Source organism: Lutibacter sp. (genome assembly GCF_016342705.1).
Classification (GTDB): Bacteria; Bacteroidota; Bacteroidia; order Flavobacteriales; family Flavobacteriaceae; genus Lutibacter.
In genome coordinates, this window is record NZ_JAEINV010000005.1 from 50,197 (window position 1) to 74,871 (window position 24,675).

The window sequence follows — 24,675 nt, forward strand, 5'->3', positions numbered from 1 at the left end:
GAATTTTTAGATATCCCAATTTTTGATGAAGATTTTTACAAAATGCTTTTTAGATTTTGTTTAAACATATTTTTTCTAACTATCATAATTAGGTTTTTATATTATAAAAATTCAAAACGAAAAGACTATTTATTTACTTATTATATGATTAGTCTTATAGTATTTTTCTTATGCTTTACCCTAAAAAAATACAATTTAGACATTGGTATGGCGCTTGGACTTTTTGCAATTTTTGGAATTATTAGGTACAGAACTGATGCTATTCCCATAAAAGAAATGACCTATTTATTTATAGTTATTGGCGTTTCTGTAATTAATTCATTAGCTAACAAAAAAATGAGCTATTCAGAAATTTTAATCGCCAATACACTTATAATTTTTGTACTAACTATTCTAGAAAAATTCTGGCATTTAAAACATGAAGTCTCTAAAAAAATTACCTACGGAAATATTGAAAATGTAAAACCTGAAAATTATAGTTTGTTAAAACTAGATTTAGAGAAAAAAACTGGGTTAACTATTAATAGAGTTACAATTGGTGATTTAGATTTATTAAAAAATACTTCAAAGGTTACAATTTACTATTACAACGGAAAACCATAATTAAAAATCACCCCATGAAAAAAATAAAACTTCAAGCATATCTAATTATTTTGTCTATAACAATTTCAAGTATTGGTTATACTCAAAACAACAATGATTTTGGGTCTTGGTCTACTTTAGCATTGGAATATAAATTCAATAAAAAATTAAGTTTCGGATTAGAAGAACAACTTAGATTAAAAGAAAACATATCGCAAATAGATGAATATTTTACAGAAATAAGCACTGAGTACGATTTAACAAAAAACTTCTCAATTGGCGCTGCTGCAAGATTCATTAAAGAAAATGATAATGAAGGAAAAATTCAAGGATATGAAAATCATTTCAGATTTCAATTAGATGCAGCTTATAAACATAAAATTGATCAGTTTTCACTTAAATACAGACTTCGTTATCAAAATAAAAATGAATTAGGAATTAGCACATCTGAAGGCGACTATGCTAACCAACATATTCGATTAAAAACTTCAATAGGCTATAATATTAAAAATTGGAAATTAGATCCTGAATTTTCTGCAGAACTATTTAATCACTTCGAAAAAAATGAAGAAAATGGGTTTGATAAATACAGATTATCTATAGGAACTGATTACGATTTGAAAAAATATGGAAAAATAAATTTGTACTATCAATTTGAAAAAGAACTTAATTCAACAAATCCAAATTCCTTAAATGTAATAGGACTTAAATATAAATACACTTTTAAAAACAATTAAACATGAAAAATTCAACTATTAAAATTGCATTACTTTTTATTGCAATTTCTATCGCATCTTATGTGCATATTAGCTGTTCTGATGATGAAACAATTTCTGATGCAGATGCAACTGAAACAACTGAGACAACTGACGCAGTTGTAGACGATTTAGACTTTACACCAACAGATTGGACAACCGAAACTCACAGCAAAGATGCAGACCCAAATTACACAGAAGTATTTGATAATACTGTTGTAAAAAGATTAGACTTTGTAGTATCAAACACTAACTGGAAAGCCATGTTAACTGATATGACAAGCCTTTACGGAACCTTTGGGTCATCAAATTCTGGCCCTGGTGGTGGTGGCACAAGTTTTTCTGATGAAGACCCAATTTTTGTTCCAGCTTCTGTATTTTATAACGGAAAAGAATGGTATAAAGTAGGTATTCGTTTTAAAGGAAATTCTAGTTTATCATCAGCCTGGGAATCAGGAATTTTAAAACTTTCTTTTAAATTAGATTTTGATGAATATGAAGATGATTATCCACAAATTAAAAATCAACGTTTTTACGGTTTCAAAAAATTTAGTTTAAAAAATAATTATGATGACGATGCTTTATTAAGAGAAAAAGTTGCAGCAGAAATTTTTAAAAATGCTGGTTTAGCTGTTTCAAACACTTCGTTTTATACCTTATATGTTGACTACGGTGATGGACCACAATATTTTGGACTATATACATTGGTTGAAGAAATTGATGATACAGTTATTGACACTCAATTTTCAAGCGGTGATGGAAATTTATACAAACCTGAAGATGATGGTGCAAATTTTGCAAACGGATCTTTTAATGAAGATGGATTTGAAAAGAAAACAAACGAAGATGAAGCTGATTGGAGCGATGTTAAAGCAGTATTTAGTGCCTTACACGCTAGCACTAGAACAACAGATCCTGCAGCTTGGAGAGCAGGTTTAGATGCTGTTTTTGACACAGATGTATTTCTTAATTATTTAGCTGTAAATACAGTAATTCAAAATTGGGATACTTATGGTAGAATGGAACACAACTATTATTTATATAACAATCCTTCTACTAATAAACTAACTTGGATTCCTTGGGATAATAATGAAGCTTTACAATCAGGAAAACAACAAGGTGCTTTAAACTTAAATTTCTCAAATCTTTCTGGTGATTGGCCATTAATATCCTATTTATATGCAGACAGCGTTTACAAAGCAAAATATGACGCCTATGTAAAAGCAACTATAGATGGCCCATTTGAAACAACATACATTCAAGGTGTTTATGATACTTATGCAGATTTAATAGAACCATACGCAACAACAGAAGTTAAAGGATACTCCTTTTTAAGTAGCAGCAGTTCATTTTATTCTGGAATTAGCACCATAAAATCTCATGCAAGCAGCAGAGCAAGTGCAGTAACAACTTATTTAAAATAAATTGATTTTAATACCTTTGTTTATACATTAAATCATAAATTGTATAAACAAAGGTGTTTTTAAAATAGAATAAAGATAGAAACCTTTAAACGATGAGCTTAATTAAAAAAAAATACAAATTCAATTATTTTGAGCCTTTAATAATTATTGCCTTTTGGGCATTATTATTTGCATCTCCTCTCTTATTTGGACGATTTGAAGACCAAATTGAGTGGCAAAAAGTACAAACTGCTTGGTTAAACTTTTTACCTTTATTAGTGTTGTTTTTCATCAATCGTTTTGCTTTATTACCTAGGCTTTTTTTTAAAGGAAAAAGAGTTGGTTATTTTTTGAGTACCATTTCAATAATAGTCCTTTTTGCTGTTAATATTCATTTTTTTAATGACATTCCAACACAAAAAAGACCACGACCAGAAGGAATTGAAAATTCAGGATTATTAACAGAGCCTCCAAGAGGTTTTGATAGAATGCCACCTCCAAATATCAGACCTTCAGAATCTGCACCTCAGCCAATTCCTCCATCAATAAACTTTTTAATTTTAGCCGTTTTATTGGTTGGTTTTGATACTGGATTACAAATTTCTATGCGTTGGTCTAGTTTAGAAAAAGAAAAATTTAAACTTGAAAAAGAAAGTGTTGAAAACCAATTGGCTATTTTAAAAAACCAAGTAAGTCCGCACTTTTTTATGAATACTTTAAACAATATTCACGCATTAGTAGATATTGATTCTGAACAAGCAAAAACCTCTATTATTAAACTCTCTAACCTAATGCGTCATTTATTATATGATTCTGAAGGTACAAAAACACCCATAAAAAAAGAAATATCCTTTATTGAAAGTTATATTGAATTAATGAAGCTACGCTTTTCTGAAAAAGTAAAAATAACAGTAGATATTCCTACCGTAATTCCAGAAAAATTAATTCCACCACTACTTTTCACCTCATTAATTGAAAATGCTTTTAAACATGGAATTAGTTATAATTCAACTTCTTTTATTGAAGTAAAAATGAGTTTTACAGAAGAAAATTTAATTTTTATAATTAAAAATAGCAATCCTAATTTCAATAAAACAAATGAAACAAAAGGAATTGGAATTGAAAACACTAAAAAGAGATTAGACCTTATTTACAGCGAAAATTACACTTTAAATGTTGATGAAAATAAGGAATTTTACATGATAAATTTAAACGTACCACTATGATTACATGCATAACAATTGATGATGAACCATTAGCTTTAAAACAAGTGGTTAGTTATATAAATAAAACACCCTTTTTAGAATTAAAAGGCAATTTTGAAAGTCCAATTGAAGCATTTTCTTTTATTCAGGAAAACACTATTGATTTGATTTTTATTGATATTAACATGCCTGATTTAAACGGATTAGATTTTGTAAAATCATTAAAAAATCCGCCAAAAATTATTTTCACTACGGCTTATAGTGAATATGCTTTAGAAGGTTTTAAAGTAGATGCTTTAGATTATTTGTTAAAACCTATTGATTATGCTTCGTTTTTAAAAGCAGCCAACAAAGTCAAAGAATGGTTCGATTTAAAACAAAATGCTGCTGAAGAAATAAAAAGTAATGACGATTATTTATTCATAAAGTCTGAATATAAAATTGTACGTGTAAAATTAGATGACATCACCTACATTGAAGGAATGCGCGAATATGTTCGAATTCATTTAACAGTTGAAAAACCAATTATGACTTTGCTAAGTATGAAGCTTTTAGAGCAACAATTACCTTCAAGCAAGTTTATGCGTGTACACAGATCTTACATTGTTAATTTAACAAAAATCTCCACAATTGAAAGAAACAGAATTGTATTTGATAAAACGTATATTCCTATAAGTGAACAATATAAAGATGTTTTTCACCAATTTATTGAAAAGAATTTTTTACAGTAAATTTTTAATCTTCATCCGTATATTCTTCGTATAAAAAGTCGTTATACGGAAAACGAGTGATGTGAATTTTCTTTATTTCTTCAAAAACTTTTTCTTTAAACTCTTCTAAATTTTCTTTATTTAAAGCGGAAATAAACAGGCAGTTATCACCTAATTTATTCATCCAAGTTTTACGCCATTCATCTAATGTATAGTGAATTTCTGTTTTTTCAGTCACTAAATCATCGGCTTCAATAACTTCTGGTTCGTACGCATCAATTTTATTAAAAATCATCATTGTTGGTTTATCTGAACACTTAATTTCATCTAAAATTTTATTTACAGATGCAATATGATCTTCAAAACTAGCATGTGAAATATCTACAACATGTAATAATAAATCTGCCTCGCGAACCTCATCTAACGTAGATTTAAAAGATTCTACCAATTGTGTAGGTAATTTTCTAATAAAACCAACAGTATCCGTTAACAAAAATGGAATGTTTTTTATAACTACTTTTCTAACTGTAGTATCTAACGTTGCAAACAATTTATTTTCAGCAAAAACATCGCTTTTACTCACCACATTCATTAAGGTAGATTTTCCAACATTGGTGTAACCGACCAATGCAACACGCACCATTTTTCCACGGTTTTTACGTTGCACGGCCATTTGCTTGTCAATTACCTTTAATTTTTCCTTCAACAAAACAATTTTTTCCCGAATAATACGTCTATCCGTTTCAATTTCAGTTTCACCAGGTCCTCTTAACCCAATTCCCCCTTTTTGTCTTTCAAGGTGTGTCCATAAACGCGTTAAACGTGGCAATAAATATTGACATTGTGCCAATTCAACTTGCGTACGTGCATAACTAGTTTGCGCACGAGAAGCGAAAATATCTAGAATTAAATTGGTTCTATCTAACACTTTGCAATTTAACACTTTCTCTATATTTCTTAATTGACCTGAAGAAAGTTCATCATCAAATATAGCTGTTTCAATATTGTGCGTTTCCATAAAAGCTTTCACTTCATCTAACTTTCCTTTACCAATAAATGTTTTAGGATTTGGACTTTCTAATCTTTGCACAAATCTTTTCACCGCAACTCCACCAGCAGTTAAGGTTAAAAACTCTAATTCATCTAAATATTCATTAGTTTTTTCTTCTGTTTGATGTTGCGTTATAATTCCTATTAAAACGGCTTCTTCAGATGTAACTTTTCTTTCTTCAATCATATTCAAAATGAAATTTTTGTACTTAACTATTTGCTGCAAAGATACAATACTAATGTAAATCTAATTTTGTATTTTGGACTTTTAATATATTATTTATGTTTTCATTTTTTAAATCGGTAGGAAAAAACAAACAAGCCTATACCATTGCATTTTACAACCTTGAAAATTTGTTTGACACAAAAAAAGATCCATTAATTTTAGACGATGATTTTACACCTAATGGAAAAAAGCATTGGAATATTAAACGATATAAAAGAAAAATAAATAAATTAAGTAATGTTATCTCTCAAATAGGAACAAAAAGGTCGTTTTTTTCACCAGCAATAATTGGTGTTGCAGAAGTTGAAAATGATATCGTTCTAAATGATTTAATACAAACAATTAATTTAAAAAATGAACATTATGGAATTGTGCACTATGATTCTCCTGATGAACGTGGAATAGATGTAGCTTTATTGTATAAAAAAGAGTTGTTTGAATTATTACATTCCGAAACCTTTACTTTAAATATTGAAAACGAATATGGTGAACGCGATTTTACTAGAGACGTACTGCTAGTAAAAGGAAATCTTAATGGTGAATTAATGCATATTTTAATAAATCATTGGCCTTCTAGAAGAAGTGGTGAAGATGTTTCTGAAGAAAAAAGAATTAAAGCAGCAGAATTGGTAACATCTATTGTGCATCAAATTAATTATGAAACAAATAATGCTAAAATAATTGTAATGGGCGATTTTAATGATGACCCAACAAACATTAGCGTTAAAAAATATTTGGTGAATGATACTTTTTACAATCCAATGGAACGTTTAATAAGTACTGGACACGGAACCTTAAATTACCAAAAGAAATGGCATTTGTTTGATCAAATTATTTTTACAAAAAACTTTATTGAAATTGAAGAAAATAAACACTCCTTTAAATATGCAGAAGTTTTTGATGAACATTTTTTAAAAGAATGGAAAGGAAAATATAAAGGAAATCCGTTTAGAACATATATAGGAAAATGGTATCAAGGAGGTATTAGCGATCATTTTCCTGTTTATGTGTATTTAAAAAAGAACTAATATTTCTTAAAAAAAAAACTCAAGCACTAGGCTTGAGTTTTTTCATTACTATTTTTGGTTATTTAATATTTGGTTACTACGTTAATTGGCATTGTATATTCTCTATTTACTCTACCTGGTTTATCAAATTTTTTGTGATTTAATTGTTCACGAATAAATTTTAAAATATTTTCATTCATTGAATCAACTTTTAAAACAATAATTTCTCCCTCTGTATTAAAAGTAAATGTAATATTTACATAAGAGTTTTGTTCAAAAGAAAGCTCAGAAGAATCAAAAAGTTCAACAATTTGTTTTCTGATTTCATCTTTTGATACGTTTGGAGTTTCAATATTGTTAGCAAATAAACCTATAGTTCCTATTGCAAATGCTACTAAAAATAATTTTACGTTTTTCATACTATTTAGCTTTAATTTTTATGTCTAATTTTTATACTTCAAATTTACGACTAAAAAGGCTTATTTTTAAGCTAAGGTTAGATTTGCTACTTTTGAAATGATTTTTCACCAGTATTACATTATTCGCAATTTATAGATATTTTTTATATTCTATTTTACGTTTTGTTAGTTTTTTTGTACATTTTTTTACACTATCTTAAATTTGGAGAGAAGTCATTTGGTGCAATTTTCGGCGAATTTGGGTAAGAAATCAAATTATTTGCTGCATCTGAATAAACTGTCCATTCACTAATTTCAAAGACAGAATTTGGCTCAATTATATCTAAATTTCTTACAGCCCTTCCATCCAAATATTCCCAATTTGTTCCATTTCCATCCTCACCTATTACACCATATATATCTATTGTTGCACCAGAGTTATCCACCAACTCATAAACATCATCACCATTTCCGGAAATATATGTAGATTCAATTTCAGGAATGTCATTAAATACCGTTTTATAATCTGAATTTGCAATTATCACAAAACCGCCTGCTGAAATGGTAATTCCATTTAAATCAATAGCACCGCTTGATACATTCACTGATCCATTTACATATTTATTCAACTTCCATCCTGATAAATTAATTTCCGAATCTCCAGCATTAAATAGCTCTACAAATCGAGCAGACACATTATTAATAGGATCAGCAACTTCAGTAATCATTATTTTTGGAATAATTACTTCGCAAACTTCATAAGCTGCTTCAAATTGAACATCATCAACCGATCTAATTTCTATATTTTCACCTAAAACACCAACAATTGAGCCGTGACCTTTTGGGAATAATTGATTTGCAAAATTTGCATTACCATTAGTAAAAACAATTAATTTAAATGATTCTCCACAAGTTTCCAAAGTTCTACTTCCATCATTATCTCCAGTAAAAAATGCAAATGCTTTGCCTAGTTCATTTTGAACCAATTGCACATCTGTTACTTTTACCAATGTATTTTGATATTGTTCATTTAAAATATCTGAAATATTAATTTCTGTTGGAAGAATAGCTTTATTTTCTCCACTATTATAAATAAAACTTCCAATTGCTTCGGTTTCAATGGCTGCAATTTTTGTTCCATTCGGATAACCCACTGTTAAAACGCCATCAACTTTGGTCATATATAACTTGTTCAGTTTTACAAAAACCTTATCGCCAATTTCGAATTGCTCAAAAATAGCATCATTATCCATTAAAATAGTAATTCCTGCAGTTGGATTTTCAACCTTATCTTGAATTACTAATTTCTTTTCAAAGCTCCCATTCAAATCACTTGAAACCACATAACCTTCCACAATATAGTCTGTTGAAACACCAAATTCAATCATTGCTCCGGTGTACATCGCTTTTATTTCTGAAATTGTTTTTGTTGGAGTTAACACATTTGAATAATCACAACGTGGCTGCGTTAATTGAACATCATCTGTATCTCTTAAATACAATTGATAATCTTCATAATAATTACTAAAAATAGCAACAACACTTCCTTTTCCTTCTGGTAATAGTTCATCTTTAAATTTTGAATAGCCGCTATTTCTAACAATTACCTCATCAACCAAATTACAATTGTTATCAAAACTTTCTAAAACTCTATTTACAGTAGCTGTATTACCAACATTTCCGTAAGCTTGACCAATATCGACTGTTTTAAATTGTATGTTTTCAATTTCAACTAACATTTCTAACATACTTTCATTCAACTCATTAATGATAACTTTTTTAGGAACAATAGCAGCAACTTCACAAGAGCGAATAATGTAATTATTTATTTCATAGCTTGAAATTCTACCTAATTCTCCCGCAACTGCTTTCCCAATTTGAACACTTCCAAAACTATAACCAACAGCTAAACCTTTTAGTTTTACATAAATTTTTCTACCAACTTCATACTTTGCGTATAAATTGGTTTCATCAATAGAGATTTTTATTGCTGATGTTGGGTTTTCTGGCTTATCTTGAATTGAAATTGATTTATAAATATTACCAGATTTATCGCTAGAAACTACATAACCTTCAATTATTACATCATTTTCAATTACTGTTGCGCCGCCAAAAGTGTACATGTCTTTTACTTGGGAAATGGTATTTGTAACTTGCAATAGAGGCTCATCACAATCTACATTTGGAGTTGAAAAGTCCTGGTCTTTAACACAACCTGCAAAAACACTAATTAAGAGTACTAATGAAGTTGTAAATTTTATAGTTTTATTATTTTTCATTGCTAATTATTTTTTAAAATCTTAGATATACGTTTAAATAATATGAGGTTTTATTGCCATACCAATATTTAGGTCCAAAAATCGGCTTGTTTAATTGTTTGTCTTCTTTAAACTCTGGATAATTAGATTTTCTGGATTGTTCAAAACCTCCAGTTTTGTACAATTCACCTAAAACATTGTTTATTCCAGCAAAAAAACCAACATATTTATTATCAATTCTCCAAGATTTTCCTCCAACAACATCCAACAAAAAGGCATCATCAAATTTTTCTTGAACCAATAAATCATCTACTTGTTTTTGAGTGATTTCCAATCCTGTTTCATCATCTAAAAATGGAACACCATCCGCATCTATATAAAAATTATCTGTGCGTAATAATGGCGAAATATCTAAATAGTTGTTGCTTAAAAAACTTCCATTTACCTGAAACCACCAATATGCCGGATCTCTATATTCAAAAGCTAAAGAATAGGCTCTTTGTGGCGTTCCTGAAACTCTATAATCTTTTAAATACGCCGTTCCAAAATCACTATCTTCATTAATTAAACTTTCTGATTGAATGTATAAATGCGGATTGTTATTATATGTGAATTGACCGAAAGAGCCAGAACCTAATAATTTTATAGTTGCTGTAACTTGGTACTCTAAACTTAACTCGGCACCGATATTTAATTTATCTACACCTGTTGTAATTTCATTAACAAAATCTGCCTGATCACCTAACAATCCTTCAGCAAAAAAGAAGGACGTTTCAATGGCATCGCTAAACTTTGTGTAATATGTTGTTAATCTCGATTGAAATTTTGGGGATCTAAAAATATAACTAACATCACCAGTTACAATTTTCTCACTAGTTAATTCTGGCGTAATATTATTGTTAACTCTTGAATTTGAAAAAGTAGTTCTAATACTTGGAGCGTTTGATATAAACGCGCCATTTACATTAAATAAATGCCTACCTGTTAATTTATAAGTAAAACCAGCTTTTGCACTAACATCAAAAAAAGATTGTTGCTCACCTTTACCATAAGAATTATTAAAATACGTTCCGTTTTTATACAATCCTTCACGTTGATAACTAGTTGATTTAAAGCTAATACCAGCAAAATAATCTACTTTTCTATTTACAACTTGTATTTGGGCAAATACACCAGTAACACTCCCATTAATTAAATAATCATATTGAAATTTGTCGCCTTTACCAACAATTCTATTTGGGTTATTTAAATCGTTTTGTTGTGCATCACCAATAGCGTATTGATCTAAATCAACAAAACCTTCGCTCCCCAATAAATCTAACATTTTACCGTAATTTTTCGAAGTTAAATTGGTGTAATTAACTCCTGCATTTAGAATACTATTATTTTTTAAATTGGTATTTAACACCGAGTTAAATGTAAGCTGGGTGTCGTCTACTCTGTCTTCATATAAGTAATACAATGCATTGCTTTTATTTGCATTCAGCTGGTAAATTTCTTCCCAATTAATTTGTCCGTTATTTATAAAATTTTGTTCGGACAAATACGCATTGGCGTAATCTAAATTATCTTCATAACGCAAATAACTACTTGGTAAATTTTTCCAATACGTTGGATCTGGATTTGGTGCGTTTGAATATCCTAAACGGCTGTTCCCAATATGCCCAAATTGATACGCAACAGTTGATTTAATTGTGGTGTTTTCCTTTTCATAATAATGAGTTAGCATAACAATTGGCTCAATTACTTCCTTTATTCTGGAATTTCGCTTATCACCTTCCTGATTTCCCCAATAAGCATTGTATTGATATCCTTTTAAATCAAACACCTCTTGTGTGTTTGGTGAAGATTTCCCTCTGCGGTTTGGTGAAGTAAATGCTGTTAAATTTAAACTATGATTGTTATTCAACTTTTTTTCAACAGCTAAAAATGCAGCCCAAGCATTGTACGTTGTTCCTTCAAAATAACCTTCATCTGCAAATCTTCTTGAAGCCGAAACAGCAAAAGCCCAGTTCTTTTTATTAAGATCTGTTGCATAATTTGCCATAATTCTTCCCGTATAACTCTTGTTAGTTGCCGCTGTAGAAACTTTACCTCCTGCTTTATAATCTGATACTCGTGTTGTAAAATTGGTTGTTCCTAAAACATTTCCAAAAGAATGATCGGACGCTGCCAATCCGTTTGAAAATTCTTGATTTCTAAAAACATCGTTTAATCCACCCCAATTTCCCCATTGTGGTCTTCCATCGTACAGTTTATTCATTTCAATTCCATTAATTGAAATAACTCCATAGCTAGAATCGTACCCACGAACTTTAAACCACGCCTGGCTGAAATTAAAAGCTGCTGCTCTTAAAAATGCGTCTTTTGATGATTGAAAAAGACCTGCAATATTATCCGAACTACGCTCACCATCATCTAATAAATCATCATCAGACAATAAAATAATGCTCGATTCCTGGATTTCTTCAAATAATTGCTGCAAATAAATTGCACCTAAATCATACGCTGTTGTATTTGAAATAGTTATAGGTATCTTTTGGTTTTCAAATCCTTTAAAAGAAATTTCAATAATATAATTTCCTTTTGGAATGTTTTCAAAAATAAATAACCCTTTGTTATTTGATTGAATAAAAAAAGAAGTGTTTAAAATTTTCACTGCTACTCCATCCAATTCCTTTTTAGAATTGTAATCATACACAACACCTTTTAATGTTGAGCTGTTTTGTGCCGATAAATTAAGAATACAGAAAATTAAAACACTAGCAGTAAATACTAAATGTTTCATATACAATTTTTTTCGAAAATAACTATTTTTTATTTTTTTTCCAAATTGAATTTTTATAAACTGATGCCAAAAACTTGTTCTAAATCAATCTTTGTTTGTAAATTTAGGCCCCAAAAAAGTATATATGAAAATTTTTAGCTTCCTCCTTGCATTTATTTTATTAACATCAAATTCAATTTTTAGTCAAAAAAGTTATGATATAAAGACTATTGCTTTTTACAATTTGGAAAATCTTTTTGACACAGAAAATGACACGCTGATTAATGATGAAGCAAGTCCTATCATGGAAATTAAAGAAAATAGAACAGAAATTTATCAGAAAAAATTAAATAATATGGCTAAAGTTCTTTCTGAAATTGGCACAGATGAAGCTAAAAATAGCCCAGTAATTATTGGTGTTGCAGAAATAGAAAATAGAAAAGTGTTAGAAGATTTAATTGCTACTGATTATTTGAAATCTAAAAAATACAGCATCATACATTACGATTCTCCAGATTTAAGAGGAATTGATGTTGGCTTTTTATATCAGCCGAATTTTTTTAGACCCATTCATCATGAAACTTTTGAATTAAAACTATGGGAAGAAAACGGAATGAGAATTTACACAAGAGATCAATTATTAGTTTCTGGTTATTTAGGTGATGAATTGATTCATATTATTGTAAACCACTGGCCATCTAGACGAGGAGGAGAAGAAAAAAGTCGACCAACAAGAGAAAAAGCAGCTTATTTAAACACTCAAATAATTGAGCAAATTAAACTAACAGATCCAACCCCGAAAGTAATTATTATGGGTGATTTAAATGATGACCCAATTAATACAAGTTTAAAAGAAGTATTAAAAACTAAAGCAATAAAAGCCGAAGTTAATGAAGGAGATATTTACAACCCTATGGAAGATATATTTAGCCGTGGACAAAACACCTTAGTTTATCGCGATCAAATAAATTTATTTGACCAAATTATGTTCACCTCTCCATTGTTAACAACTACAAAAGATTATAGTACCTATAAAATGTACAAAGCAAATGTATTCAATCCTCAATATTTAACAACCCAAACAGGTAAATATAAAGGATATCCATTTAGAAGCTGGAGTTATAGCGGATTTACTGATGGTTACAGCGATCATTACCCTGTGTATATTTATTTAATCAAAGAAACTACCGAATAAATTTAGGTTACATTTCTTCTTGCAAATCTTTTAATAGCAACTGTAAGGATGTATTACCATTCCAATGGTTTTCATCAATATTGTAGGCTGCTTTAAATGGTTTTCCATGTTGAATTAAATCAATTTTATTGCCCATACTAAAACCAATAGCGTTATACGTAGTTTGGTTAGAACCTTCAAAAATATTTAATTTTAAATGTGTTTCATCAGCTCCAACTTTTTTACCATAACCATTATCTCTTAATCCAGCGGAACAAAAAGTAGGCTTCATATTTTGTGGCCCAAAAGGTGATAACTGATTTATAATTCTGAAGAATTTTGGAGTAACCTCTGAAAGACTTATTTCTGCATCAATAGAAATTTCTGGTGTTCGCAATTCTTCCGGAAGTGAATTTTTAACAACTTCTTCAAATTTTTGTTTAAAATTTAAGTAATTTTCTTCTTTTATAGTTAAACCAGCGGCATATTTATGCCCACCAAATTGTTCTATAAATTCTGAACATTCTTCCAACGCTTCATATACATCAAATCCTTTTACAGAGCGTGCAGAAGCTGCTAATTTATCGCCACTTTTGGTAAAAACTAAGGTTGGTTTGTAATAGGTTTCTATTAATCTAGAGGCCACAATGCCAATAACACCTTTATGCCAATTTTCACTATAAACAACAGTTGAAAAGCTTTGTTGTTCATTATTTTCTTCTATTTGCTGTAATGCTTCAATGGTAATGGATTTATCTAACTCCTTTCTATCAGTATTATTTTGTTCAATTTCGGCTGCAAATTTAATTGCTGTATCAAAATCAATTTCAGTTAACAATTCAACGGCATAATTTCCATGTTTAATTCTTCCAGCCGCATTAATTCTTGGTGCAATAATAAAAACCACATCCGTAATTGTTAATTCTTCTTTTTTAACCTGATGAATCATGGCTTTTATTCCCGTTCTTGGAGATTCATTTATAACTTGCAATCCAAAATATGCCAAAATTCTGTTTTCCCCAGTAATTGGAACAATATCTGCCGCAATAGCAACAGCAACCAAATCTAAATATTCAACTAAATCATCAATAGTTTGTCCTCTTTTTTCAGCCAACGCCTGAATTAATTTAAAACCCACGCCACAACCACATAATTCCTTATATGGATATGAACAATCTGTTCGTTTTGGATCTAACACTGCAACCGCATCAGGAATTTCATTTCCAGGTCTGTGATGATCACAAATAATAAAATCGATACCTTTTTTTGTCGCGTATGCTACTTTATCAATAGCTTTAATTCCGCAATCTAATGCAATTATAAGAGAAATATCATTATCCTCTGCATAATCAATTCCTTGATATGAAACTCCATAACCTTCGGCATATCTATCCGGAATATAAGTCGCAACATTAGGATAAAAAGTTTTTAAATACGAAGCCATTAATGAAACAGAAGTAGTTCCATCCACATCATAATCTCCAAAAACCAATATGTTTTCTCCGTTTTTTATAGCGCTTTCAATTCTTTTAACAGCCAAGTTCATATCTTTCATTAAAAACGGATTGTGTAAATTCTCTAAACTTGGTCTGAAAAAAGATTTGGCTTGTTCAAAAGTTTCAATTCCTCGCTGCACTAATAATTTAGCAATGGTAAAATCAACTCCTAATTCTTGAGCTAAATTTGATGTAATAATTGGGTTTGGTTCGGGCTTTAAAGTCCAACGCATAGCATTAATTTTTTTCAAAAATAATGAAAATTTATTCAAAAAAAAGCCAATAGCATTTCACTATTGGCTTTTTATAAATGAATATTGTAATTCAGATCCTACTGCTCAATATATATTATTTCAGTAGTAACTTCAGAAAATTTACGGAACATTTCCATTACCCCGCAGTAACGTTCTTCAGAAAGATTTACCGCTTTTTCAATTTTATCTTTTTTAAAGTCTTTTCCATAAAAACGAAACGTAACCTTCACTTTATCATAAATTTTTGGGTGCTCATCGGTTAAATTTGCCTCCACTTCAATTTTAAAATCATCCACTTCAGCACGCATTTTTTTAAGTAATGATGCAATATCCATCGCTGAACAACCAGCTAAAGCGGTTAACATCATAGCTTTTGGGCGTAATCCTTTTCCTTGTCCGCCAACATCTTCGGCGGCATCAATCATTACACTTCCTTCAGGAGCAACTGATTCAAATAACATTTGCCCTTTCCAACTAACTTCAATTTTATTTGTCATAATAGTAAATCAAAAATTATAAAAATCAAATTTACATGAAATAATTTCCTTTTGCAGTAACATTTTTCACAATTCAACAACTAATACTTGTATATGACATTCTTTATTAAGGAATCATAAAAGACTTAGCATTAAATAACGTTTTCTCTTTTAAAATTAGATGAATAATTAGTATATTCGGTAACTACTTAAAATTGTTAAATATGAAAGATTTTTTTAGTCAATTATCAACCTTAGAACAAACCTATTGGATAATAGCGTTGGTTGGTTCTGCCGTTTTTATTGTTATTTTTTTACTCACATTTATTGGTGGTGGAGACTCCGATATGGATGCCGATGCTTCAGATTTTGAAACTGATGATGGCGGTGTTGGTTTTCAATTTTTTACTTTTAAAGGAATTGTGGCCTTTTTTACCATTTTTGGTTGGACAGGTATTACGTGTTTAAATAACGGATTTTCTAGTACGGCAACCATTATTATTGCTTCCATTGCTGGATTATTAATGATGGTTATTACCTCATCATTATTTTATTGGATGCATAAATTAGCAGCATCTGGTACGTTAAAAATTGATAATGCCATTGGAGTTATTGGTGAAGTATATTTACCAATTGGTGCTGAGCGCTCTAAAATGGGAAAAGTACAAATAAAAGTTCAAGGTAGTTTGCGTGAATTAGAAGCAATTACCGATGAATTGGAAGATTTAAAAACAGGCGCAATGGTAAAAGTTACCAAAATTGTAAGTGCTGAAATATTACTTGTTGAAAAAATATCTAAATAAAAATAACTATGAATTTATTATCTCTTTTATTACCGCTTCAAGCTGCTCCAACAGCAGTTTATTTAATTGGAGCTGTAATTTTTATTATTGTTGTTTTCTTCTTTTCTATGATAAGAAGATACAAACGTTGTCCGTCTGACAGAATTTTAGTTGTGTATGGGAAAACCGGCGGAGGACAATCTGCAAAATGTATCCACGGTGGAGCTTCATTTATTTGGCCAATAATTCAGGATTACGAATTTTTGGATTTAACACCAATGTCTATTGAAGTAAACTTAACCAACGCATTAAGCAAACAAAATATTCGTGTAAATGTTCCTTCGCGCTTTACCATTGGTATTTCAACAGAGCCAAGTGTTATGCAAAATGCTGCGGAACGTTTATTAGGTTTAACATTAGAATCTGTAAAAGATTTAGCACAAGAAATTATTTTTGGTCAATTACGTTTGGTGGTTGCTTCAATGGATATTGAAGAAATTAATTCAGATAGAGATCAATTTTTATCGCATATTACACATAGTGTTGAAGCCGAATTAAAAAAGGTTGGGTTAAAATTAATCAACGTAAATATTACCGATATTCATGATGAATCTGGTTATATTGAAGCTTTAGGAAAAGAAGCTGCTGCAAAAGCAATTAATGATGCTAAAATATCTGTAGCTCAAAAAGTAAGAGATGGATCTATTGGAGAAGCAGAAGCACACCAAGATCAACGTGTTAGAGTTGCAGACGCATTAGCTAAAGCAAAAATTGGTGAAGCAGAAGCCAACCAAACAGAACGTGTACAAGTAGCAGATAAAATTGCCACTGCAATGATTGGAGAAGCAAATGCAAATCAAAAAGAGCGCGTATTAACTGCAGATGCAAGAGCGAAAGCTAAAATTGGTGAAGCAGAGGCATTACAAATTGAAAGAATTAAAACTGCTAGCGCAAACGCAAAAGCAATTGAAGGAGAAAACCTTTCAAAAATTGAAATTGCAGAGTCCGATGCTTTAAGAAGGGAAAAAGAAGCAGAAGCTGCAAAAAGAGCCATTGCTGCTGAAAAAGTACAAGCCGCAAAAGCTTTAGAAGAAGCATATGCTGCAGAAAAAATTGCAGAAGATGCAAGAGCAAAACGCAAAGAAGCAGAACAAGGTGCAGATATTATTGTACCTGCTCAAATTTCTAAAAGAAAAGTTGAAATTGATGCTGAAGCAGAAGCAGAACAAATTAGAAGAATTGCAAAAGGTGAAGCCGATGCTATTTTTATGAAAAAAGAAGCAGAAGCAAAAGGTATGTATGAAATACTTACAAAACAAGCACTTGGTTTGGAACAAATTGTAAAAGCTGCTGGAGATAATGCTAAAGATGCTGTGTTATTATTAGTTGCAGATAAATTACCAGAACTAGTGAAAACACAAGCTGACGCAATTAAAAATATTAAAATTGATAAAGTTACTGTTTGGGAAAATGGAGGAGGAAAAGATGGAAAAACATCTACTTCAAACTTTATTTCCGGAATGTATAAAGCCGTTCCACCTTTGCAAGAAATGTTTAATATGGCTGGAATGCAATTACCAACCTATTTAAAAGGTGAAGAAATTAAAAACCCTGATTCTGAAAACAAAAAAAACATTGAAGATACTACCGAATTAACTAGTGAAAAAGAATAGTTTTTATCCAATTGCCCATATGAAATTTAGTAGTATGGGCAGTTAAAAACTTAAATCAACAAATAATGGAAGATCAATTAAAAAAATTTCTTTTTGACCCAACTGTAGGTAAACTAGCAACAATTTTAATTGGCATTATTATTATTTGGCTTGTTATAAAAGCTATTCAGCGTAATTTTATTTCAAAATTAAAAGATAGTAACAATAGGTATAAAACTAAAAAAATATCAACTTTTGCAGGTTATTTGTTCTCTGTTATATTAATCGCAATTGTTTACAGTAATAAATTAGGAGGGTTTACCATTGCTTTAGGTGTTGCCGGTGCAGGAATTGCATTTGCATTACAAGAAGTAATTGCATCATTTGCCGGATGGTTAGCCATTTTGTTTGGAGGTTTTTACAAAACTGGAGATAGAGTTCAATTAGGCGGAATTAAAGGGGATGTAATGGAAATTGGGGTTTTAAGAACCACCGTAATGGAAATTGGACAATGGGTAGATGGCGATTTGTACAACGGAAGAATTGTATTAATAGCGAACAGTTTTATTTTTAAAGAACCTGTTTTTAATTATTCTGGAGATTTTCCATTTTTATGGGATGAAATAAAAATACCCATTCAATATGGAAGTAATTATGAAAAAGCAAAATTACTGTTTATTGAAATAGCCAAAAAAACTGTTGGTGATTTAACCAACGTTTCACAAGAAAAATGGCACACACTTCAAAAAGAATTTTTACTGGAAAATGCCCAAACAGAACCCATGGTTACATTAATAGCTAATGATAATTGGGTTGAATTTACGCTTCGTTATGTTGTTAATTTTAGAAAAAGACGCATCACAAAATCTGAATTATTCACTCAAATATTAACTGAAGTTGAAAAAACAAATGGAGAAATTAAATTTGCTTCTGCAACATTCCATATTGTTGAAGCTCCAGAGTTAAAAATTAATCTTTCAAAAAAATTATAAATGTTTTTAGCATCAAAATTAGACCCAACTGTGGCGTTTGTTTCAGTTTTGGCAATACTTATTATTCTGTTAGGTTTAATTCTAAAAAAATTTAAACAACCCTACATAATTGGCTATATTATTGTTGGTGCTATTTTAGGTGAACATGGTATTGGGCTAATAAAAGATTCTGAATCCATCCATCATTTAGGTGAAATTGGCATTATTTTACTACTGTTTTTTATTGGAATGGAAATTAGCCTTCCAGAACTTGTAAAACAGTGGAAACTTGCAGTAATTGGAACTTTATTACAAGTAGGAATTAGCGTATTAATAGTACTTTCAATCGGTCACTTTTTTAATTGGAATATTAATAGATCCATAATTTTAGGTTTTGTAATTGCATTAAGTAGTTCTGCAGTTATTATTAAAATTATTCAAGACAAACATTTGATTACAACCAGAATTGGGAAAAATGTTTTGAGTATTTTATTAATGCAAGATATTATAATTGTGCCATTATTAATTATAACTTCTGTAATTGGAGGTAAAGAAGAGCCAATAGAAAATATTATTTTAATGGTTATTGGAGGGCTACTTGTAATGGCTATTTTAATATATATTTACATTAAAAGAAGTATAAAATTACCTTTTGAAGACAAAATTGAAAATGATCACGAATTACAAGTTTTTGCAGCTATTTTATTATGTTTCGGTGGAGCTCTTTTAGCTTCAGCCTTCGGATTATCACCCGCGTTAGGTGCATTTGTTGGTGGTATGGTAATGCATGTTTCTAAAGCTACTGATTGGATTTATGATACGTTGCACTCTTTTAGAGTAATTTTTGTAGCGCTATTTTTTGTTAGTATAGGACTTCAGCTTGATTTTGAATTTATTCAACAAAATTATATTGAAATTTCAATAGTGCTATTATCTGTTTATTTTACCAACCATCTTGTTAATTCGTTTATTCTTAAGCTATTTTCTTGCAAATGGCATGAAGCCATTTTAGGTGGTGCATTACTGGCTCAAATTGGCGAATTAAGTTTTTTAATAAGTTCATCGGCATATTCACTTGAAATTATGGAAACTTTTGGCTACAAATTCACAATTAGCCTAATTTCATTAACACTTTTAATAAGTCCGTTTTACATATCTATCACTGAAAAATTACTTAAACGTCATCAAAAAAAGAAAATTATTAGATTAGGTGGCCATATTTAATACTAATAAAAAATGAGTTTTGGAGGACAAGTAAATGACATGGTTAATAGAATAAAGCAAAATGCTGCTTTAAAAAATGCCAGAAAAGGAAAGTTCAAAGGTGGTAATGATTATGCTCATATTAAGTATACTAAAACTGAATATGATTTTCCAAAAATTTCAGAAAAAGAATTAGAAAAAATTAAAATAAAAATTAGAAAAACAACAACATTCGAAAGAAATAAGCAACTGCTTTTTGGCGTTATTATAGCTTTTATAACTGTTTTAGCATTGTTAATTTTAAATTCTTAACAAAACAGACTTAAATAAATAATTCTAAAATTTAAAAATTAATGGAGTATTAGATTTCGTTTTCCTATTTTTACAAGTTAATACCTGATTAATTTAGTTCAATGATGTTTAAAAAAAATATTTTGGTTTCTTTTTGGTTATTAGTTCCATTTTTATTTTTAAATAATATCTATTCAAGCACTCCTCCAACTTTAACCGCTGCTGGAAATCAGTATTATTGTCCTCAAAGTCAACAAAACATAGTTACAGATTTTAACATAACTAATCCAGATAATGCTGAAATTAAATCAATTTACATTCAAATCTCATCAGGGTATCAACGTGGTGAAGATATTTTAAAATTAAACGGAACTGTAGCGAATATAGCTGTATCTTCTTTTGATAGTCTTGAAGGGAAAATTGTGTTAACATGGGTTGGATCAGGAACTGCAAATTTATCTAGCCTAATTACTGCAGTAAAAAATATTGTTTTTCAAAGCAACTCTGCAACTCCAACAGGAACAAAAACTTTTTCAATAACCATTGGAGAGGCAAACTACTTACCAACAACAAAGCACTACTATGAATATGTTCCATCACTAGGTATTACCTGGCAAAATGCTAAAACTGCTGCGGAATCCAGAAACTACTATGGTTTAAAAGGATATTTAGCTACTGTTACCACAATTGAAGAAGCAAAATTAACTGGCGAGCAAGCGTCAGGAGCGGGATGGATAGGTGGAAGTGACGTTGCAGTTGAAGGGACTTGGAGATGGATGACTGGGCCAGAAACTGGTAAATCATTTTGGATTGGAGGTGGAAACGGAACAACAGCAGGTACTGATATTCCATTTGCTTTTTGGAATTCAAGCAACAATGAGCCTAATAATTTAGGGAATGAAGATTACGCGCACGTAACGGCACCAGGCATTGGAACTCCTGGATCTTGGAATGATTTATCAAACATTGGAGGATCTTCTGGAGATTATCAACCAAAAGGCTATATTGTTGAATATGGAGGAACTCTAGGTGATCCAGTTTTAAATATTTCAGCAAGTACAAAAATTTCTATAGCCGAAATAACTTCTTCATCTGGAGATATTGGTTGCGGAACAACTAAAGTTTCATTAACAGCTTCCTCTTCATCTGGAAAAATTTTATGGTTTAGCTCATTAACTGGGGGAACTCCAATAGCTAGTGGTTATGTTTTTTCCCCAACTATTTCAACTACAACAACATATTATGCTTTAGCCTCATCGGATGGAGTTTGCGAAAAAGGAACTAGAGTGCCAGTTGTTGCTACTATTTATCAAATACCAACAATTACCAATACAACCACCCAATCAATTTGCCAAGTTGGCTCAGCATTCTTATCTGCCGCAGCTTCATCGGGAATTGTAAATTGGTATTCAAATTTAACTGGTGGATCTATTTTACATTTAGGAAATTCATTTACAACTCCAATAATAAATAGTACAACTACTTATTATGTTGATGCTACTGAAAATGGTTGTACTACTGCCCAACGCACACCCGTTACTGTAACCGTTTTTAAAACAGATAAGCCTACTACTTCTTTACCTGAACAAACTTTTTGTTCATCAGAAAATGCTACTTTAAACAATCTCTCCATAAATGGGACTGACATTTTATGGTATGCAACAGCTAATAGCACAATTCCTTTAAATAAAATACAATCTATCTTAAATAACACTTCGTATTTTGCAACACAAACTATAAACTCTTGTGAAAGTACTGAGCGCCTTGAAATTAAAGTTAAAATTTTTGAAACTCCAACTCCTCAAATAAATATACCAAAACTTAGTTTATGCGACTCCAACATTACAGGAACCGATGTTGATGGCGAAGAAACTTTTGACCTAACTTTAAATAATACTTTTATTTTAAATGGAAAAAACACTACCGATTTTAACATTAGGTTTTATAAAGATGCTGCATTAATACAACCAATAAATAATCCTACCAATTTTAAAAACACAAAAATTGGAAGCCCACAAACAATTTATTTCTTTATTGAAAATAAAAATTCACCTTCTTGCAACGCAACTGGATCATTTAAAATTGAAGTGAGTCCATTGCCAGTTTTAAAAAGCTCGCAAGTGATACTTGAGCAATGTGATGATGATGAAAATAACGATGGGTTTAGTTCATTTAACCTTAACCAAGCTAATGAATTAATTTCAGCAAATTATAAAAATGAGCAGTTTGAGTTTTATAAAGATGCTGGCTTTACACAATTAATTACAAATCCGTTAGCTTATGAAAATCCAACTGTAATAAATAGTACTGTGTACGTTAAAATTAAAACCGTTTTTGGTTGTGAAAGGTTTGCAAGCATAAAATTAAAGGTTGGAGCAACCCAAATACCAAGTACTTTTCATTTAAATTATTATACTTGTGAAGATTTACCATCAACAAATCAAGATGGTAAAACCATTTTTAATTTTAGTGATGCAACTCAACAATTAATTGATACAAAAAGTATATTTTCTTCACAACTGGTTCGAATTTCATATTATGAAAGTTTAGAAAATGCGCTTTCTGAAATAAATGCTATACCAGATATTTCAAATTATAAAAACTCAACTCCTTGGGAGCAAAAAATATATATTAGGATTGATAGTGATGATGTGAATGCTTGTTTGGGGTTAAACCATGTAATTACGCTACATGTTGAGCCATTGCCAGTTGCAAACCCAGTAACTATTGATAGACAATGTGATGATAATGATGATGGATTTTTCCCTTTTGACACCTCAAAAGTTGACGAAACGGTTAGAAACGGACAATCAAATATTACAGTAAATTATTTTGATGAAAATAATAATTTACTTCCTAGCCCATTACCAAATCCTTTTTTAACCAAAAGTCAGACAATTACAATTAAAGTTGAAAATTCAACATCCTCCGTAAACCCAAGTTGTTCTGATGAAACAACTTTAGAGTTTATAGTAGATGTTTCACCAAAAATATACCCTGTTACAATTCCAGCGCTTTGTGATGATGGACTTGACACAACTGATGGGTTTTCTTCTTTTGACACTTCAAACATAGAAGCTCAATTATTAGGAGCTCAAAATGGTATGAAAGTAACTTATACCAATGAAAATAATACAATTTTACCAAGTCCATTGCCAAATCCATTTTTTTCAAACTCTCAAAAAATTACAGCGACAGTAACAAATAAATTAAATGAATTTTGCTCAATTTCGGCAGATTTAAATTTTGTTGTAAATCCACTTCCAAGTTTTGAGGTAGAACCAGAACAAATAGTATGTTTAAATTTATTACCTAAAACTTTAGAAATTTACAATTCAAAAGACAATTATACCTATGAATGGTTTGATGAACAAGGAAATACAATTGGGAACAGTAATGAAGTTTTAATAAATAAAGGAGGAACGTATACCGTTTTAGCAACTTCTAATTTAGGCTGTGTTTCCTTACCAAGATCTATACATGTTGAAGAATCTATTATTGCAGAAATTGACTTAAATGATATTGTAATTGTTGATGATTCCAACAATAACACTATTACAATAAATACTAGCAATAACAATTTAGGTATAGGGAATTATGAATTTTCTTTAGATGATATTTTCGGATTTTATCAAGATGAACCTTATTTTGATAATGTTGAAGCTGGAATTCACACTATTTACATAAGAGATAAAAATAATTGTGGAATTGCTGCAATTGACGTTTCTGTTTTAGGTTTTCCAAAGTTTTTCACACCAAACAATGATGGTTATAATGATACTTGGGAAGTAAAGGGTGCAAATGTGTTGTTTTACCCAACTTCATCAATTCAAATTTTTGATAGATTTGGAAAATTAATTACACAACTAAATGTTTCCAGCAATGGTTGGGATGGCAGTTATAAAGGTGAAATGCTTTCTTCAACAGATTATTGGTACTCTGTACAACTCATTGATACGAGCGGAAATATTAGAGAAAAGCGTGGACACTTTAGTTTAATTAGAAAATAAAAAAA

General features: G+C 30.3%; 19 protein-coding genes. 13 read left to right on the forward strand and 6 right to left on the reverse strand.

Annotation, left to right across the window (positions count from 1 at the left end):
- Window positions 1-42: 42 nt before the first annotated feature.
- From JEY78_RS06095 to JEY78_RS06115, 5 genes are all read left to right on the forward strand, one after another.
- Complete coding sequence (locus JEY78_RS06095) at window positions 43-603, forward strand: DUF4956 domain-containing protein (RefSeq protein WP_291848575.1); 561 nt, start codon at window positions 43-45, stop codon at window positions 601-603.
- Window positions 604-617: 14 nt separating this feature from the next.
- Entirely contained in the window at window positions 618-1,319 is a 702-nt protein-coding gene (locus JEY78_RS06100) for a DUF2490 domain-containing protein (RefSeq protein WP_291848083.1), read from the forward strand.
- Between the two features lie 2 nt (window positions 1,320-1,321).
- Window positions 1,322-2,761: a CotH kinase family protein gene (locus JEY78_RS06105; RefSeq protein ID WP_291848087.1), complete on the forward strand. Its 1,440-nt coding sequence runs from the start codon at window positions 1,322-1,324 to the stop codon at window positions 2,759-2,761.
- Between the two features lie 92 nt (window positions 2,762-2,853).
- Entirely contained in the window at window positions 2,854-3,966 is a 1,113-nt protein-coding gene (locus tag JEY78_RS06110) for a sensor histidine kinase (protein ID WP_291848090.1), read from the forward strand.
- On the forward strand, window positions 3,963-4,676 hold the full coding sequence (locus tag JEY78_RS06115; RefSeq protein ID WP_291848092.1) for a LytTR family DNA-binding domain-containing protein: 714 nt from the start codon (window positions 3,963-3,965) through the stop codon (window positions 4,674-4,676). Before JEY78_RS06110 ends, JEY78_RS06115 begins: the two co-directional genes overlap by 4 nt.
- A gap of 4 nt (window positions 4,677-4,680) precedes the next feature.
- Here the strand turns inward: JEY78_RS06115 and hflX are convergent, their stop codons facing one another.
- Window positions 4,681-5,892, reverse strand: a complete 1,212-nt coding sequence (gene hflX, locus JEY78_RS06120; RefSeq protein ID WP_291848095.1) for a GTPase HflX — start codon at window positions 5,890-5,892, stop codon at window positions 4,681-4,683.
- 95 nt (window positions 5,893-5,987) lie between these two features.
- Here hflX and JEY78_RS06125 point away from each other — a divergent pair, with 95 nt between their 5' ends.
- A complete protein-coding gene (locus JEY78_RS06125; RefSeq protein WP_291848098.1) occupies window positions 5,988-6,959 on the forward strand; it encodes an endonuclease in 972 nt (323 codons plus the stop codon).
- A 62-nt stretch (window positions 6,960-7,021) separates the two neighbouring features.
- On the opposite strand, the gene JEY78_RS06130 is transcribed toward JEY78_RS06125, so the two are convergent.
- From JEY78_RS06130 to JEY78_RS06140, 3 genes are all read right to left on the reverse strand, one after another.
- A complete protein-coding gene (locus JEY78_RS06130; protein WP_291848101.1) occupies window positions 7,022-7,357 on the reverse strand; it encodes a hypothetical protein in 336 nt (111 codons plus the stop codon).
- 191 nt (window positions 7,358-7,548) lie between these two features.
- Complete coding sequence (locus tag JEY78_RS06135) at window positions 7,549-9,615, reverse strand: DUF5689 domain-containing protein (protein WP_291848104.1); 2,067 nt, start codon at window positions 9,613-9,615, stop codon at window positions 7,549-7,551.
- A gap of 13 nt (window positions 9,616-9,628) precedes the next feature.
- Window positions 9,629-12,382, reverse strand: coding sequence for a TonB-dependent receptor (locus tag JEY78_RS06140; RefSeq protein ID WP_291848107.1), 2,754 nt, complete (start codon window positions 12,380-12,382; stop codon window positions 9,629-9,631).
- Between the two features lie 124 nt (window positions 12,383-12,506).
- On the opposite strand from JEY78_RS06140, the gene JEY78_RS06145 reads away from it, so the two are divergent.
- Window positions 12,507-13,556: an endonuclease/exonuclease/phosphatase family protein gene (locus JEY78_RS06145; RefSeq protein ID WP_291848110.1), complete on the forward strand. Its 1,050-nt coding sequence runs from the start codon at window positions 12,507-12,509 to the stop codon at window positions 13,554-13,556.
- Window positions 13,557-13,563: 7 nt separating this feature from the next.
- Here the strand turns inward: JEY78_RS06145 and recJ are convergent, their stop codons facing one another.
- Window positions 13,564-15,264 (reverse strand): single-stranded-DNA-specific exonuclease RecJ, encoded by a 1,701-nt coding sequence (gene recJ / locus JEY78_RS06150; RefSeq protein WP_291848578.1) that lies wholly within the window; start codon window positions 15,262-15,264, stop codon window positions 13,564-13,566.
- Between the two features lie 98 nt (window positions 15,265-15,362).
- A complete protein-coding gene (locus JEY78_RS06155; protein ID WP_291848113.1) occupies window positions 15,363-15,782 on the reverse strand; it encodes an OsmC family protein in 420 nt (139 codons plus the stop codon).
- A gap of 203 nt (window positions 15,783-15,985) precedes the next feature.
- On the opposite strand from JEY78_RS06155, the gene JEY78_RS06160 reads away from it, so the two are divergent.
- The 6 genes from JEY78_RS06160 to JEY78_RS06185 all read left to right on the forward strand — a co-directional run bounded on the left by JEY78_RS06160 (window position 15,986) and on the right by JEY78_RS06185 (window position 24,670).
- Window positions 15,986-16,564, forward strand: coding sequence for a hypothetical protein (locus tag JEY78_RS06160; protein ID WP_291848116.1), 579 nt, complete (start codon window positions 15,986-15,988; stop codon window positions 16,562-16,564).
- Window positions 16,565-16,671: 107 nt separating this feature from the next.
- Window positions 16,672-18,216, forward strand: a complete 1,545-nt coding sequence (locus JEY78_RS06165; RefSeq protein WP_291848582.1) for a flotillin family protein — start codon at window positions 16,672-16,674, stop codon at window positions 18,214-18,216.
- A 65-nt stretch (window positions 18,217-18,281) separates the two neighbouring features.
- Complete coding sequence (locus JEY78_RS06170; RefSeq protein ID WP_291848118.1) at window positions 18,282-19,187, forward strand: mechanosensitive ion channel domain-containing protein; 906 nt, start codon at window positions 18,282-18,284, stop codon at window positions 19,185-19,187.
- Window positions 19,188-20,390 carry a cation:proton antiporter gene (locus JEY78_RS06175; protein ID WP_291848121.1) on the forward strand — a complete coding sequence of 401 codons (1,203 nt, stop codon included), beginning with the start codon at window positions 19,188-19,190 and terminating at the stop codon, window positions 20,388-20,390. It begins immediately after the preceding gene.
- A gap of 12 nt (window positions 20,391-20,402) precedes the next feature.
- On the forward strand, window positions 20,403-20,681 hold the full coding sequence (locus JEY78_RS06180) for a hypothetical protein (RefSeq protein ID WP_291848124.1): 279 nt from the start codon (window positions 20,403-20,405) through the stop codon (window positions 20,679-20,681).
- 101 nt (window positions 20,682-20,782) lie between these two features.
- Entirely contained in the window at window positions 20,783-24,670 is a 3,888-nt protein-coding gene (locus tag JEY78_RS06185) for a T9SS type B sorting domain-containing protein (RefSeq protein WP_291848126.1), read from the forward strand.
- The last annotated feature ends 5 nt before the right edge of the window (window positions 24,671-24,675 follow it).

Coding starts and splice junctions, on each gene's coding strand:
- JEY78_RS06095 (WP_291848575.1), top strand. CDS start 43: ATGCTTTTTAGATTTTGTTTAAACATATTTTTTCTAACTATCATAATT.
- JEY78_RS06100 (WP_291848083.1), top strand. CDS start 618: ATGAAAAAAATAAAACTTCAAGCATATCTAATTATTTTGTCTATAACA.
- JEY78_RS06105 (WP_291848087.1), top strand. CDS start 1,322: ATGAAAAATTCAACTATTAAAATTGCATTACTTTTTATTGCAATTTCT.
- JEY78_RS06110 (WP_291848090.1), top strand. CDS start 2,854: ATGAGCTTAATTAAAAAAAAATACAAATTCAATTATTTTGAGCCTTTA.
- JEY78_RS06115 (WP_291848092.1), top strand. CDS start 3,963: ATGATTACATGCATAACAATTGATGATGAACCATTAGCTTTAAAACAA.
- hflX (WP_291848095.1), bottom strand. CDS start 5,892: ATGATTGAAGAAAGAAAAGTTACATCTGAAGAAGCCGTTTTAATAGGA.
- JEY78_RS06125 (WP_291848098.1), top strand. CDS start 5,988: ATGTTTTCATTTTTTAAATCGGTAGGAAAAAACAAACAAGCCTATACC.
- JEY78_RS06130 (WP_291848101.1), bottom strand. CDS start 7,357: ATGAAAAACGTAAAATTATTTTTAGTAGCATTTGCAATAGGAACTATA.
- JEY78_RS06135 (WP_291848104.1), bottom strand. CDS start 9,615: ATGAAAAATAATAAAACTATAAAATTTACAACTTCATTAGTACTCTTA.
- JEY78_RS06140 (WP_291848107.1), bottom strand. CDS start 12,382: ATGAAACATTTAGTATTTACTGCTAGTGTTTTAATTTTCTGTATTCTT.
- JEY78_RS06145 (WP_291848110.1), top strand. CDS start 12,507: ATGAAAATTTTTAGCTTCCTCCTTGCATTTATTTTATTAACATCAAAT.
- recJ (WP_291848578.1), bottom strand. CDS start 15,264: ATGCGTTGGACTTTAAAGCCCGAACCAAACCCAATTATTACATCAAAT.
- JEY78_RS06155 (WP_291848113.1), bottom strand. CDS start 15,782: ATGACAAATAAAATTGAAGTTAGTTGGAAAGGGCAAATGTTATTTGAA.
- JEY78_RS06160 (WP_291848116.1), top strand. CDS start 15,986: ATGAAAGATTTTTTTAGTCAATTATCAACCTTAGAACAAACCTATTGG.
- JEY78_RS06165 (WP_291848582.1), top strand. CDS start 16,672: ATGATAAGAAGATACAAACGTTGTCCGTCTGACAGAATTTTAGTTGTG.
- JEY78_RS06170 (WP_291848118.1), top strand. CDS start 18,282: ATGGAAGATCAATTAAAAAAATTTCTTTTTGACCCAACTGTAGGTAAA.
- JEY78_RS06175 (WP_291848121.1), top strand. CDS start 19,188: ATGTTTTTAGCATCAAAATTAGACCCAACTGTGGCGTTTGTTTCAGTT.
- JEY78_RS06180 (WP_291848124.1), top strand. CDS start 20,403: ATGAGTTTTGGAGGACAAGTAAATGACATGGTTAATAGAATAAAGCAA.
- JEY78_RS06185 (WP_291848126.1), top strand. CDS start 20,783: ATGATGTTTAAAAAAAATATTTTGGTTTCTTTTTGGTTATTAGTTCCA.